Raw genomic sequence first — 13482 nt, forward strand, 5'->3', positions numbered from 1 at the left:
TTGGGAAACACGGGACAAGCAACATGATCAACCAGAACAACGCCGCCCAGACCGTGCTGACGGATGACGAAATTAACGCCGCATGTTGCCGGCACGCTGCCGATACCGGATGGCACGCCGAAAATGACCGGAAGAAGGCGCGGGCAGTCGAATCCGCCCTGCTGTCCAAGCTGCGCGCAGAGGGCGCGCCGGTGCATCAGATTTTCCATTCCTTTGGTGCCTGGGAAGATGTCGATGCGAGCACCCTCGCTAGACGCGAACAGGACGGCAGAAAGGTGCGCACGCTCTACGCCGTTTTCGTGGCAAGCGCCCCTGTACCCGGCGGGGATGTGATGCAAGACCAACGCAAAGAATTCGAAACCTGGGCCGCCGACCACTATGCACAATTCGGTCAGAAGCCGAATCTGGCGCCGACGGCCCGTCAGCCGCACAACTATGCCGACATGAACGTCAATTCCCTCTGGTGGGGATGGCAGGCCGGCCAAGCCGCGATGCTGGCTCGTGGCGGCGGGGGAAATAGATGACACACGCAGCCCAACACCAAGCACCGGCCGCGGCGCCGAAACTGCTCTACCGTCTGCGCGAGGCTGAGCAAGCCCTGGGCCTGTCGCGCACGATGATCTACCGCCTGGTCAAGCGCGGCGATCTGGAAAAGGTTGTAATCGGGGACGCAACTCGCATTACCGTCTCCAGCGTCCAGGCACTCATCGAGCGAAGCAAGCAGAGGAAGGCAGCATGAGCAGGTATCATCTGGCCTTGTCCCTGGCGAACGCCAACCACGCCCCGAATGAGTAGCCAGATGAGTAGCTAGACCGGGTTTTTGGAGGGCTGCACCGCTGAAAGCCGCATGAATAAACGGTCTACGAAAACCATGAAATTAGCCACCTGGAACGTCAACTCCCTCAACGTACGCCTGCCGCAGGTGCTGGACTGGCTGGCCGCCAACCCGGTCGACGTGCTGTGCATCCAGGAGTTGAAGCTCACCGACGACAAGTTCCCCGAAGCCGCTTTCAAAGAGGCGGGCTACCACGCCGTCTGGGCCGGCCAGAAGACGTACAACGGCGTGGCCATCGTGTCGCGCATGCCGGGCACGTCGATGGTGCGCAACATTCCTGGCTATGAAGACCCGCAGCAACGCGTGCTGGCGTTGACCTTCCCCAGCGCGGATGGCGATGTGCGCGTAGTCTGCGCGTACTGCCCCAACGGCCAGGCCGTCGGCTCGGACAAGTACGCCTACAAGCTGGAATGGTTCGAGGCCATGCGCGCCTGGCTGGCCGACGAGATCAAGCAATACCCGCGCCTGGCGGTGCTGGGCGACTACAACGTCGCCCCGGCCGACGAAGACGTGCACAACCCTGAGAAATGGGAAGGCCAGGTGCTGGTGTCCGTGCCGGAACGCCAGGCGCTGAATCACCTGATCGACCTGGGCCTGACCGATTCCTTCCGCCTGTTCGAGCAGCCTGAAAAGTCGTTTTCGTGGTGGGATTACCGCCAGTTCGCCTTTCGCCGCAATGCCGGCCTGCGCATCGACCACATCCTGCTGTCGACCCCGCTGGTCAAGCGCTGCACCGCCTGCGTGATCGACAAGGAACCGCGCCGCAACGAGCAGCCGTCCGACCACGCGCCGGTGGTGGCCACGCTGACGTTTGACTAAGGCCCATTTCACGAGCCGCCTGCTTGCGCGGCCTGTAAATGTTCCTGTATAGTTTTGGTCTTGCTTGATTGGGGCGGTAGCTCAGCTGGGAGAGCGTCGCGTTCGCAATGCGAAGGTCGGGAGTTCGATCCTCCTCCGCTCCACCAAATTCCAGACAAAAAAGCCTTGGACTCGCGTCCAAGGCTTTTTTGTTTTCGAAAATCGGGATCGCCGAGGCTGCAAAAAAAACGCGGTAAAAACGCGGCCCACTGCGGCTGCTGAGGGACACCGCGACGGCTTATTGCGCCAGATTATGCAGCCTGGCCGCCGGCACCGGCTGGGCCATGCCTGCCCGAGCGGCCGGCTTGGGTTGCGCCGCGCCAGGCCGTGCGGACGGCTGGCGCCGCAGGCGCGTAGCCACCACGTCGTACAAAACCGCGCCGGGATAATGCATCAGCACGCCGCCTGCGACCACGGCCAAGGCGGCGACGGTACTGGCCAATTCCCAAGTGCTCATGATCGTTCTCCGTGCAAGGGGGTGGACGTGCAGCTTCGGCGCCACACCCATGGACGAAGTCTACCAACGGCCATGCAATTATGGTAGCGGCTGGTGTTGCTTGGAAACACGACGAAACAGCAATCGAACAATCAGCGTCGTCATCTGATCAGCGGTGAAAAATCGCGAATTCCCAATAGCGACGGACTGAGCCGGCGCAACGCCAGCCCAATTTCTTCAGCCGCCTGGCGATGAGCCAATTGAGCGAGCCATGCCCGACAAACAGTACATCCCCCTCCGTCGCAGCCATCTCCATCAAGCGCTCCGCGCAGGCAGTTGCCCTGACTTTGGCCAATTTGAAAGATTCCACACGACCCGTGTACCCAAGCAGCCAAGCCAGCCGGAAAACAACCAGCCACAGCGACAGCGAAAGCCTGGGAAAGCGCCAAGCGGCGTGGGGCATTTCCATCTCGCGAAACTGGCTGCCCGCGTCGACGATACGCTTGGCGCCCAGCGCCATTGCAGATTCCTGCGAGCGCGCGAGATGGCTACACACGGTCACCGCGCAATGGGCCGCTTGATCGATGGCAGCCTGCGAAGGCGGATACGCCAAATCGATACCCGCCGCATCGTATGTCTTGACCCAATCCCCAAACTGCGCCGCGCTCAGCCTGGCACTTCGGTCGACACTGGGCCGTCCATGCCTCATCAATACGATTTTCAATAGACTTCCTTCAACCGAGCCAAACTAAGTTAAATCCTTCGCCACGCCCCATTCCAGCCGTAAGGCCTTGATTTCCCAGACGCGCTGCGCGCTGCGTTCGGCGATGCACTTGGCGCGGGTTTCGGGTTCGGCCATTTCCGGGGCATCGCAGATGGCTTGCGTCTTGTTCAGCCATTCGCGTTGCGCCTGGCGCAGCGTTTCGGCGTGTTCGGGGCGCAAGGCCGGCGCGGCCAGGGTGTGGCGGTAGATCTGGTTCAGGCGGTCGTCGTAATACTGCTGCAGGAACGCGTAGGGACGGTTCGGGTTCAGCTCGCCGGGCAAGCGGCTGAGGTCGAAGAATTCGCCCTGGTTACCGTTGTAGAAACCGTTGTAGCCAACCTGGGCCTGAAAGAAGCGGCCACCGGCGTCGGCAGCGGAAGCGTTGCCCACCGGCGACGTGCGCCAGCGCAGCAGCAGGTAGTCGGTGTTGCCCAATTGCGCCACCACGTCTGAACGCAGGTTGGAAATCTGCAGGTGGCTGTCGCGCAACTGCACCGCGTAGCAGGCGCCGTCGGCGTTGATGTCCTCGGGCACGGGGCCGCTGCAGGCGCCGGACTGGACGGGGCTTTCGGCGAACTGTTCTTCGTTGCGGTCGATGGCGATGACGCCCAGGAGAGCCGCGGCCTGGTCGCCGTCGCGCGCCATGTCGAGCAGGTCGACCACCAGGGTGGCTTCGGCATGGGCCGGGGTGGCGACGACGGATAGCGACAGCGCCGCGCCGACCGCCCAGGCGCGCCACGTCCGGCGCGGGTGCGCGCGTGCAGCGGATACGTTCAGGCAAAGGTCGGCGGTGACCGGGAAAATAGGCATGATGGATAGCGTGCTTTGCGTCCGGGCGCTTATCTTATCCCAGCCGCCGCACCGACTAGGCGGTCCGGTTGAACTGCGCTACAACCCCATCAGCAATGCGTTCATTCGCCTTTTGCCACCGGAGTCACCCGCCCATGCCCTCCCCCGCCGCGCCTGCCGATGAACGCCTGCCCTTGCTGCTGAGCCTGAACGGCGGCTATGTCGATACCCTGGGGTTCATTGCCTTGCACGGCCTGTTCTCGGCGCACGTGACGGGCAATTTCGTGACGATCGGCTATGCGCTGGGCAACGGCGCATCCGGCGCCTGGACCAAGCTGGCGGCGTTGCCGGTGTTCTGCCTGGGCGTGTTTCTGGCGCGGCTGTACGGCCAGTCGCGGCGCGATGCGGGGCGGCCGGCGTTCATGTGGCTGCTGTCGATGAAGACGCTGCTGTTGTGCGTGGCGGCAGCGGTGGCGTTGGCGCTGGGGCCGTTTCCGGTGGGCGACAGCTGGGGGTTGTTCGCCACCGGCATGACGATGGTGCTGGCGATGTCGATCCAGAACGCGGTGCATCGGGTGCATCTGAGCGCGGCGCCGCCGTCGACGCTGATGACGGGCACCACCACGCAGATCATGCTGGACCTGGCCGATGCCGCGCGCGGTGAATGCGACGAAGCCGGCAGGCGCCGCATGGCGCGGATGAGCCGGGCGGTGCTGGCGTTTGCGGTGGGCTGCGGCGCGGCCGCGCTGCTGCACGCGGGCATCGGCCTGTGGGCTTTCGTGGCGCCGCCCGTGATGTCGTTGGTGGGCCAGGGCCTGGCGCGGCGCTATCCCGGCTGATGAGGCGGCACCCGCGCGGCCACCCTGCGCTGGCGGCCTAGCCCGGCTGACGCACCTGGCGCCCGGGCGCCGGATTGGCGGATGCCGTCGATGCCTCGGCGGCATGGGCCTCGGCGGCAGGCTCATCGGTCTGCCCGCCCCGCCAACGCGTAGCAAGGTAGTCATAGAGCCGCACGCCCGGCATGCGCACCAGCAGCATCACCAGTACCCCCAACAGCAGGCACCACAACACGGCGCGACCCGAGATCATGGCGCCCCCTCGGCCTGGCCGGCGCGCAAGTGGCGGCGGATGGACTTCGAGAAACCCATCGAGTCTTCGCCCAGAATGGGCGGAATGCCGACGAAGCCGCGTTCGCGCAGCGTCTGCAGCGGCAGGCTGGTGTCCAGCCCGCCCTGGTCGTACAGGTATTCGGGCAGATAGCCCGATAGCAGGATGCGGTAGTCCAGCGGCAAGCCCGGCACGATGGCGCGCACCATGCGATAGACCAACGTGGTGCAGTTGGCGGTGACGGTGTGATAGAAGCGCGGCGTGTCGGCCAGGTCGTTGGCCGTGCGGAGGTACGACAGGAACAGTTCGCGCATGTCCGCGACCGGCATCTTGACGGGGTAGATATAGACGTTCTCGGCGCGCGGGCCGGCGCGCACGTACAGCACGTCGCGTTCGTCGGCGGCCACCACGCTCAATTCGAACTTCTTGAAAAAGCCGCCCAGTTCGGAGAACTGTTCGCCGCGTTCTTTGCGGATCTCGACCGAGAACACGATGTGGCGCCCGTCGGCAAAGCCGAAGGACACCAGCGTGTGGGCGATGGCCGGGCCGTCCCAGTACGACAGCACCATGTCCACCGATTGCAGGTCGTTCAGGTCGTAGACGCGGGTTTCCCAGCGCGGCGTGTAGTCGGTGTCCGAGCGCCACTTGAAGTCGCGCACGTTGTCCAGCGTGACGATATTGCCGGCGACGGTGCCGCGCAGCGTCTTGGCGACATCGTCGGCCCAGACGCGGTCATTGGACGGGGCGATGGCCTGCCACCACAGCGCCAGGAGGACCAGCGCCACGACGTAGGCCCACAGCGCGGGCCGGCGCCGCAGCCGGCCGATGCCATGCCACAGGCGCAAGAGCGCATACAGGCCCAGCGCCGTCCAGGCCAGCATCAGCAGCCCCTTGGCCCAGGCTGCGGACGGCCCCTGGTACCACAGGGCCAGGCAGGCCCACACCATGGAACACAGGATCACGAGGCTCAGCGCGGCCAGGCCCAGCACACGCAGGCAGCGCCGGGCGAGGCTGGAAGCGTCAGGCGCCGGCGGCATGTTGGGCCACGATTTCAAGCACGCCGTTGATGACGAACTGCACCGCCATGCACACGAGCAGGAAGCCCATGATGCGCGAGATGGCTTCGACGCCGGTGTTGCCGATCAGGGCGACGATGCGGCCGGCCGAGCGCAGGCAGATCCAGAACAGCAGGCCCAGCAGCACGAACACGATGATCGGCGTGACGGCGATGGTCCAGGCGGGGTAGTGCCCGGCGGTTTCGCCGCCCACGGTCGAGGCGGCGCTGATGATCATGGCGATGGTGCCCGGGCCGGCGGTGCCGGGCATGGCCAGCGGCACGAAGGCGATGTTGGGCACCTGCCGGTGCACCGCGACGTCGGCGGCCACGTCGGCCTCGCGCTCGTCGGTGGCCGTGCTGGACGGAAACAGCATGGAAAAGCCGATGCTGGCCACGATCAGGCCGCCCGCGATGCGCAGGCCGGGAATGGAAATGCCGAAGGTGGCCATGATCCAGGCGCCGGCGTAGTAGGTCACCAGCATGATGCCCACCACATAACAGGCGGCCTGCCGGATCTGGCGTTCGCGTTCTTTGTAGGGAATGTGCTGTCCCAGGGACAGCAGCAGGGTCATCGAGGTCAGCGGGTTGGCCAGCGGCAGCATCAGCGCCAGGCCCAGGCTGACCAGCTTGCCCAGTTGAACCAGATCATCAATCATCGCGACAGGGGAAAGAGCGGCGGATCGAAGCAGGCGCGCAATGATCCGCCCGCACCGATTTGCACCAGGCCCTCTAGTGTAATGTAAGCAAAGGCAAGTTCTAGTATTTACCCTAGTCTCGGTTCCTATACGATGCCGCCTGCTTGCGCGGATGGCATCGGGTTGATCGATACGGCCGCCGCGCCCCTTTCGCCCTTCAGGAGTTTGCCCCTTGATGCGCCGTTTCTCGCCTTGCCTGTTCGCCGCCCTGCCCCTGGCGCTTGCCGCACTTGCCGCATTTGCCGCGCCCGCGGCGGCGGCGGGCATGGACTGTGGCCGCGCCCGCACGCCTGCCGAAATCGCCATTTGCGCCGACCCGGGCCTGTATGCGCTGGACGCCGAATTGGGCACCACCTACGGCAAGCTGCGCGCGGCCCAGCCGCAACAGGCCGATGCGTTGCGGCAGACGCAGCGCGGCTGGCTGAAGCAGCGCGACCTGTGCCGCGCCGATGCCGCCTGCCTGCGCACGCGCTATGAGGCGCGCGTGGCCGACCTGCAAGCGCAACTGGCCCGCGTGCAGGCGTATCAGCCCGATGAGATTGACCGCCTGGCGCTGGCCGACCTGCGCCAAGCCGTGGACGCGGCGCGGGCGAACGACCCGGAATTCCCGCTGGAGAAAACACTGGAGACCCTGTCGGTCAAGGCCGGCACGACGACCTTTGCCAACGTGCGCGACAAAGACAGCGATGACGCGGCGCACTTTCCCACGGCGCGGCCTGACGGCGTGACGGACGACGAATGGCGTGCCCTGCAGGCGTCCGGCCTGGAGGTCGAGGCCGAAGGCGGCAACGTCGGCTACACGCTGATGGACCTGGACGGCGACGGCCGGCGCGACCTGGTCATCGATGCCTACGTGGGCGGCACGGGCCTGTTTTCGGATGTCAGCGCCTGGCGCCGCGACGGCGCGCGCTTCGTGCCGGCCGACGTCGGCAATGCCGACGGCGATGCCGGTTCGTCGCTGTACACCATCAATGGCCGCGGCGCCAACCAGGAAGGCACCTGGATCCGCCTGCGCGATCGGGTCTACGTGGCCTACCGCGTGGGCGCCTACGGACAAGACCGCGTGTACCTGATGCGGCCGCTGCACCGCATCGGCGATGTGCCGACGCTGACGGTGCGCTACCGCTACGGGATGTCGGTGCCCAAGCAGCAGAAGCTTGACAACGGCGCGACCCGGACGCTGGACGACACCTTGCACGCGGAGTTGACCCGTTCATTGAAGGGCATCGACACCAGCCAGGTGCGCGAGGCCTACAGCGGCGAAGAGCCGCTGTGCCCGATGCCGCCCGGCGTGTCCCAGGACGACAGCGACAGCTACTACAGTTTCGGCGCCGGGCACTACAGCTACGAAATCGTGGGCGACATGGCCGTGTACGTCGGCCAGCGTTGCCATATCGGCCGGGTGGTGGACTGGTTCGGCAGCTACAACAAGGACGGCCTGGCCGCACAGCTCTGGATCCGCGACCCGGGTCCGGACGGCAAGGAACAGACGTTCGACCTGACCGGCAAGCGCAACGTGATCAAGACCGACACGTCGATCGGCCCGGTGGTGGGCGACAACGGCTAAGGCCGGTCGCCCCCCGCGGGTCAGGCCGGCGGTTGCCAGCGCTGCGCCGCCAAGGCCAGCAGGCGCGCGTCCGAGCCTTCGGCCGCCACCAGCTGCAGGCTCACCGGCATGCCGTCGACGAAGCCCGCCGGCAAGGCGATGGCCGGCAAACCCAGCAGGTTCCACGGATTGGTCAGGCCCAGCAGGGTTTCGCGCACGCCCGCGCTGCCCGGGCCGGCCACGCTGCGCTGCTGCAAGGCCGGCGCGGTGATGGCCACCGTCGGCAGCGCCAGTACGTCGACCCGCTCGAAGATTTCCGCGAACACGGCGCGCAGCCGGGTCCGGGTGTTGAGGGCGCGCACGTATTCCCAGCCTTGCACCGGGCGCGAGGCGCGCAGGCGTTCCAGGACTTCGGGGTCGAACTTTTCGGGTTCGTCCTCGACCCGTTCGGCATGCACGGCGTAGGCTTCCGAACGCTGGATGGCCCCCAGCGCGCCTTGCAGCGCGCGGGCATGGCGGGTGACCTCGGCGCCGTCCTGCAGGCCGGCGTCGTCCGATGCCCCCAGAAAACGCAGCGCCGCCGCGCGCACGCAGGCGGTGACCGCTGCCTCGTCGATGGCGAATGGCGCGTTGGGCACCCACATCATGCGCGGCGCGGCCAGGCCCGGATCGGCGGCGTCGGCAAAGGCGCCGATGGCGCCGCCGGACAAGGCCTGCATGAAGGCCTGGGCATCCTGCACGGTATTGGCCAGCACGCCGGCATCTTCGATGCTGGGCGACAGCGGGAACAGGCCTTGCGCCGACACGCGGCCGTGCGTGGGCTTGAAGCCCACCAGGCCGCACAGCGCCGACGGCACGCGTACCGAGCCGCCGGTGTCGGTGCCCAGCGCCACCGGCACCATGCCGGAAGCAACCGCCGCCGCGCTGCCGGCGCTGGAACCGCCGGTGATCTGGGTGGTGCGCCACGGGTTGCGCGAGGCGCCCTGCACGCTGCGGTCGCCGGTGGGACCGTAGGCGAATTCGTGGGTCAAGGTCTTGCCGATGACGATGGCGCCGGCCGCGCGCAGCAACGCCACGCAGTCGGCGTCGGCCGCGGGGCGGTGGCCCAGGAAATGCGCAGCGCCCATGGTGGTGGGCATGTCGGCGGTGTCGACGTTGTCTTTGATGGCGACGGGAATGCCATGCAGCGGTCCGCGCACCCGGCCCTGCGCGCGCTCGTCGTCCAAGGCCCGCGCCGTGGCCAGGGCCGCGTCGATGTCGACGTGCACGAAGGCGTTGAGCTGCGGGTTCAGGCGTTCGATCGCAGCGCCGGCATGGCGCACCAGGGCTTCGGCGCTGAGCGCGCCCTGGCGCATGGCGTCCTGCAGGTCGGCCAGCGTGCGGCCGGCGAAAAAGCCGGGCTCGACGGCCAGGGTCGGGCGTGGGGGGTGTTGCGGGTTCATCGTGCGGCTCCTTGGCGTGGGGCGGACGGCAGGCGCGGGCCGACCCCGGGGCGAACCTGCAGCATCGCACACATGCCGACCGCGGTGGCGACCGAAGCGGCCACGAACATGACCGAATAGCCGTGGCGCGCGGCCAGGTAGCCGGTCAGCGTAGGCGCCAGGATGGACGCGATGTTGGCGAAAAAGTGCATCAGGCCGCTGAAGGTGCCGACGCGGTTGGCCGGCGCGGTGTCGATGACGACGGCCCAGTAGACCGAGTTGGGCAGCGCGTTCAGGGCGTTGGCCAGCGTCATCAGGGCGATCACGGCGAACACCGATTGCGCCTGCGACACGAGCAGGAAGCACAGCGTGGTGGCCAAGAGGCAACCGGCGGCGAACCAGCTGCGGGCGATCTTCAGGCTGCCGGTGCGCTTGAACAGCAGGTCGGAAATACGGCCGCCCAGCAGCACGGTGACGCAGGCGCCGGTCCAGGGAATCATGCCCATGTACCAAAGCGACGACAGGCTGTAGCCGAAGTTGTCCTGCAGGTACTTGGGGGTCCAGGTCAGCAGCAGGAAGTTCACGTACATGAACGAGAAGTAGCCCAGGGTGTTCAGCACCAGGGTCTTGCTGCGAAAGAAGCTCCACCACGGCAGCGGCGGAGCGTCGTCGCCCTGCCCGGCCGCGGCCTGGGCGCGGGACGCCTGGATTTCCTGCAGCTCTGCCGGGGACACGCGCGGATTGGTTTCCGGGCGGTCGGTGAAGATGCGCATGAAGAACACCAGCACGATCAGGCCGGCGGCGCCCAGGATGTAGAACATGGCGCGCCAGCTGCCGGTCAGGCTGAGCAGGCCCACGGCCACCGGAGCGGTCAGCAAGGCGCCCAGCGGCGTGCTGAGCAGGCCGAAGCCGACCACGAAGCCGCGTTCGCGGGTGGTGGCCCAGTTGGCGATGGTCTTGTTGATGATGGAATACGCCGGGCCTTCGGCCGCGCCGAACAGGATGCGGATGGTGGCAAAGCCGGCCAGCGCCGAGCCGCCCAGGAAGGCCAGGCCGAAATCCCCCGCCCAGGCGGTGGCGATCTCGAAGATGGACCAGGTGACGCCGGCCACGATCCAGACCTTGCGCGGGCCGAAGTGGTCGGCCAGCATGCCGCCGAACAGCGCGCCGACCATGTAGCCGTAGCCGAAGTAGCCCAGGACCGAGCCCCAGTCGCCGCGGTCCAGGCCGTATTCGCCGGTGATGTGGGCGGCGGCGTAGGACATGGCGCCGCGGTCGATGTAATTGATCAGTGCCAGCAGCACGACCATGGTGAAGATCCGGTAGCGGAACCGGGAATTCTGGGTGTCAGGTGTCATTGCGAATCGATCCAGTCGTTTTACCCAAACGTTTGGGTTGCGGAATACTAAGGGGTCGAAAGCGAAAAATCGACACCGTGTAAACCCTAGGTTGCCCAGGAAGGCCCTAAGGCGGTATTCGAGCGTGTATCCTCCAGCCCCATGAATAAATCGCGCCCTGTCACGCTGCAAAGCCTGGCGCGGCAGCTCGGTTTGAACGTTTCGACCGTGTCCCGCGTCCTCAACGGTTCCGAGGACGACGCACGCGCCGCCGCCGCGCCCGACACCGTCAAACGCATCCGTACGCTGGCCGCCGAACTGCAATATCAGACCAACCCTCATGCGGCCAGCCTGAAGACGCGTCGCAGCCGCACCATTGGCGTGCTGGTGCCGCGGCTGTCGGACATGGTGCTGGCCACCATCTACGAAGGCGTGGACGAGGCCGCGGCCGAACACGGCTACCTGACCTTCGTATCGAACACCCAGGACGTGCCCGACAAGCAGCGCAAGCTGATCGAGATGGCCTTGGCGCGCCGCGTGGACGGCCTGATCCTGGGCGATGCGCACAGCCACGATGGCGCCGGGGTCAATCCCCTGCTGGCCGAGCTGGCGCAGCGCGAGGTGCCGTTCGTGCTGGTCAGCCGCCATGCCGACGACCATTGCGCCGTCACCTGCGACGACATCGAAGGCGGCCGCCTGGCCGCCGAACACCTGCTGGCCATGGGCCACCGCCGCATCGCGGTGATGGTGGGCGAGCCGTTCGCCAGCACCGGGCGCGACCGCTCGGCGGGATTCTTCGCGGCCTGTGCGCGGCAAGGGGTGGAAGTGCCGGCCCACTGGCGCATCGAAAGCCCGTTCGATACCGACGCGGGCCGTCACGTCGGCGCGCGCCTGTTGGCCGGCCCCGACCGCCCGACCGCGATCTTCGCGGTCAACGACTTCCTGGCGGTGGGCGTGATGGGCGCGGCGCGCGAACAGGGCCTGGAAGCCGGCCGCGACGTGGCCATCGTGGGCTACAACGACACGCCGTTGGCGGGCGCCCTGCCCATCGGCCTGACCACCATTCATTCGCCCATGCACCAGATGGGCCGGCTGGGCCTGGAACTGCTGTTGCAGAAGATCGCGGGCAGCAAGCCGGACAGCGTGCGGCTGGCGCCCGCGCTGGTGGTGCGCGGCAGCAGCGACCGGCCGATCCCGGGCTGAGCGTTCGGCCGCTCAGCCCGCCGGTGTCGGCGGTTTGGTCACGCGGCGCGCGATCTTCCCGAGCCGGCCCGCATCAGCCCCTGATGGACGCCACCGGCCTCACCGCACGCGTCGCCAGGAACGTCGGCAGGTAGCGGTCGATCAAAAAGCGCGGCCGCGGCTGGCGGTCTTCGTGAAAGCCGGCTAGCACGAAGCCGGCATCGAGCTGGCCGCCGATCTGGTCCTGCAGCGTATGGCCGAACACCAGCGCTTCGCCGCGGGCGCGCTTGGCGGTGAGCGCGGCCAGGTCCAGGGCGTCGACATCGGCGTACGGCAGCGCGTGCAACGGCCGGATCAGGCCCTGCTCGGCCAGCGCCGGATCGCGGTCGCCGACGAAAACCACCGGGTTGTAGAAGCTGGACAAGAGGCTGCCGCCCGGCCGCAAGACGCGGAAGCACTCGCGCCACACGGGCCGCACGTCGGGCACGTACAGGTTGGAAATCGGGTGGAACACCACATCGAAGGACTGGTCGGCAAAGGCCGACAGATCGCGCATGTCGCCTTGCACGGCGGTCAGCGCCAGGCCGTCGCGGCGGGCCACGGCGCGATCCTGTTCCAGCTGGCGTTCGGACAGGTCGAACACCGTGACCTGGGCGCCGGCCGCGGCCAGCACCGGCGCCTGCTGGCCGCCGGCAGACGCCAGGCACAGGATGGACAGGCCGGCGACGTGGTCCAGCCAGCCGGCCGGCAAGGGGCCGGGCGTGAGATGCACGGACCAGTCACCGCGACGGGCGGCGGCAATGAGGTCGGCGGTGACCGGCCGCGACCATTCGCAGTCTTGCGCGGCGAGCTGGTCCCAGGCGGCCTGGTTGTGGGCGATGAGGTCGAACGAAGTATGAGCAGGCATGAGGCCTCCATGAACGTGATGCGGGCAGCTGCCGGCGGCCAGGCGCGGCAGCGGGCGATGTGTTCAGGCAGCGAGGATCATGTTGGCAGACTCCAGTGGACGGGCGTTATTCTAGCGGACATGAACGCCCCTACGTCATCCCCCACCGTGCGCCACATCGGCGGCCTGCGCACCCTGGTCTTCAGCGACACCGGCCCCGCCCTGGCCACGGGCCAGGACACCCACGACCTGATCAGCGCCGCGTGGGAACACGAGGCCGAGTGGCTGGTGCTGCCGGCCGCCCGCGTGCATCCCGATTTCTTCCGCCTCGACACCCGCATCGCGGGCGAACTGATCCAGAAATTCGTCAACTACCGCCTGCATTGCGCGGTGGTGGGCGATATCTCGGCGCACCTGGCCGCCAGCAAGTCGCTGCGTGATTTTGCCTACGAGACCAACCGGGGCCGCGTGTTCTGGTTGCTGGACGACGCAGCGGCGTTTGAAGCGCGGCTGGCGCCGGCCGCGGCCTGATTGCCCTTGCATTGGCCGGCCGCCCGTGACGCGGGCGCC

Annotated in this window: 16 protein-coding genes and 1 tRNA gene; 8 read left to right on the forward strand and 9 right to left on the reverse strand. The window is 67.2% G+C overall.

All coding sequences use genetic code 11. The features are described 5' to 3' along the window. The first annotated feature begins 23 nt into the window (after positions 1–23). From U858_RS0120585 to U858_RS0120600, 4 genes are all read left to right on the forward strand, one after another. Entirely contained in the window at positions 24–524 is a 501-nt protein-coding gene (locus tag U858_RS0120585; RefSeq protein ID WP_025139048.1) for a hypothetical protein, read from the forward strand. Further along, a complete protein-coding gene (locus U858_RS0120590; protein ID WP_025139049.1) occupies positions 521–739 on the forward strand; it encodes a helix-turn-helix domain-containing protein in 219 nt (72 codons plus the stop codon). Before U858_RS0120585 ends, U858_RS0120590 begins: the two co-directional genes overlap by 4 nt. A 132-nt stretch (positions 740–871) precedes the next feature. Then, positions 872–1654: an exodeoxyribonuclease III gene (gene xth, locus U858_RS0120595; protein ID WP_025139050.1), complete on the forward strand. Its 783-nt coding sequence runs from the start codon at positions 872–874 to the stop codon at positions 1652–1654. Between the two features lie 70 nt (positions 1655–1724). After that, positions 1725–1800: transfer RNA gene (locus tag U858_RS0120600), tRNA-Ala, on the forward strand. 131 nt (positions 1801–1931) lie between these two features. On the opposite strand, the gene U858_RS0120605 is transcribed toward U858_RS0120600, so the two are convergent. From U858_RS0120605 to U858_RS33845, 3 genes are all read right to left on the reverse strand, one after another. After that, positions 1932–2150 carry a hypothetical protein gene (locus tag U858_RS0120605; protein ID WP_025139051.1) on the reverse strand — a complete coding sequence of 73 codons (219 nt, stop codon included), beginning with the start codon at positions 2148–2150 and terminating at the stop codon, positions 1932–1934. A 148-nt stretch (positions 2151–2298) separates the two neighbouring features. Then, complete coding sequence (locus U858_RS0120610) at positions 2299–2853, reverse strand: phosphoglycerate mutase family protein (protein WP_157838831.1); 555 nt, start codon at positions 2851–2853, stop codon at positions 2299–2301. Between the two features lie 24 nt (positions 2854–2877). After that, positions 2878–3702, reverse strand: a complete 825-nt coding sequence (locus U858_RS33845) for a lysozyme inhibitor LprI family protein (protein WP_025139053.1) — start codon at positions 3700–3702, stop codon at positions 2878–2880. Positions 3703–3836: 134 nt separating this feature from the next. On the opposite strand from U858_RS33845, the gene U858_RS0120620 reads away from it, so the two are divergent. After that, positions 3837–4520, forward strand: coding sequence for a YoaK family protein (locus tag U858_RS0120620; protein ID WP_025139054.1), 684 nt, complete (start codon positions 3837–3839; stop codon positions 4518–4520). Positions 4521–4557: 37 nt separating this feature from the next. Here U858_RS0120620 and U858_RS0120625 read toward each other — a convergent pair whose 3' ends face one another. The 3 genes from U858_RS0120625 to U858_RS0120635 are packed head-to-tail and all read right to left on the reverse strand — an operon-like array spanning position 4558 to position 6501. After that, the gene (locus U858_RS0120625) at positions 4558–4770 is read right to left on the reverse strand and encodes a hypothetical protein (RefSeq protein WP_025139055.1); all 213 of its coding nucleotides are present in this window, start codon (positions 4768–4770) and stop codon (positions 4558–4560) included. Next, positions 4767–5825, reverse strand: a complete 1059-nt coding sequence (locus tag U858_RS0120630; protein WP_025139056.1) for a DUF4105 domain-containing protein — start codon at positions 5823–5825, stop codon at positions 4767–4769. The genes U858_RS0120625 and U858_RS0120630 overlap by 4 nt, the downstream gene beginning before the upstream one ends. Continuing rightward, entirely contained in the window at positions 5809–6501 is a 693-nt protein-coding gene (locus U858_RS0120635; RefSeq protein WP_029954138.1) for a MarC family NAAT transporter, read from the reverse strand. The genes U858_RS0120630 and U858_RS0120635 overlap by 17 nt, the downstream gene beginning before the upstream one ends. Positions 6502–6715: 214 nt before the next feature. On the opposite strand from U858_RS0120635, the gene U858_RS0120640 reads away from it, so the two are divergent. Beyond that, a complete protein-coding gene (locus tag U858_RS0120640) occupies positions 6716–8107 on the forward strand; it encodes a lysozyme inhibitor LprI family protein (protein WP_029954139.1) in 1392 nt (463 codons plus the stop codon). A 20-nt stretch (positions 8108–8127) separates the two neighbouring features. Here U858_RS0120640 and U858_RS0120645 read toward each other — a convergent pair whose 3' ends face one another. Both U858_RS0120645 and U858_RS0120650 read right to left on the reverse strand, forming a co-directional pair. Beyond that, positions 8128–9528 (reverse strand): amidase, encoded by a 1401-nt coding sequence (locus tag U858_RS0120645; protein WP_025139059.1) that lies wholly within the window; start codon positions 9526–9528, stop codon positions 8128–8130. After that, on the reverse strand, positions 9525–10865 hold the full coding sequence (locus U858_RS0120650; protein ID WP_025139060.1) for an MFS transporter: 1341 nt from the start codon (positions 10863–10865) through the stop codon (positions 9525–9527). Before U858_RS0120650 ends, U858_RS0120645 begins: the two co-directional genes overlap by 4 nt. Positions 10866–11006: 141 nt before the next feature. On the opposite strand from U858_RS0120650, the gene U858_RS0120655 reads away from it, so the two are divergent. Then, positions 11007–12047, forward strand: a complete 1041-nt coding sequence (locus U858_RS0120655) for a LacI family DNA-binding transcriptional regulator (RefSeq protein ID WP_025139061.1) — start codon at positions 11007–11009, stop codon at positions 12045–12047. Positions 12048–12120: 73 nt separating this feature from the next. Here the strand turns inward: U858_RS0120655 and U858_RS0120660 are convergent, their stop codons facing one another. Then, entirely contained in the window at positions 12121–12933 is an 813-nt protein-coding gene (locus tag U858_RS0120660) for a class I SAM-dependent methyltransferase (protein ID WP_025139062.1), read from the reverse strand. Between the two features lie 120 nt (positions 12934–13053). Here U858_RS0120660 and U858_RS0120665 point away from each other — a divergent pair, with 120 nt between their 5' ends. Continuing rightward, the gene (locus U858_RS0120665) at positions 13054–13443 is read left to right on the forward strand and encodes a DUF4180 domain-containing protein (RefSeq protein ID WP_029954140.1); all 390 of its coding nucleotides are present in this window, start codon (positions 13054–13056) and stop codon (positions 13441–13443) included. The last annotated feature ends 39 nt before the right edge of the window (positions 13444–13482 follow it).

It is taken from the genome of Achromobacter sp. DH1f (assembly GCF_000633435.1).
Classification (GTDB): domain Bacteria; phylum Pseudomonadota; class Gammaproteobacteria; order Burkholderiales; family Burkholderiaceae_B; genus Achromobacter; species Achromobacter deleyi.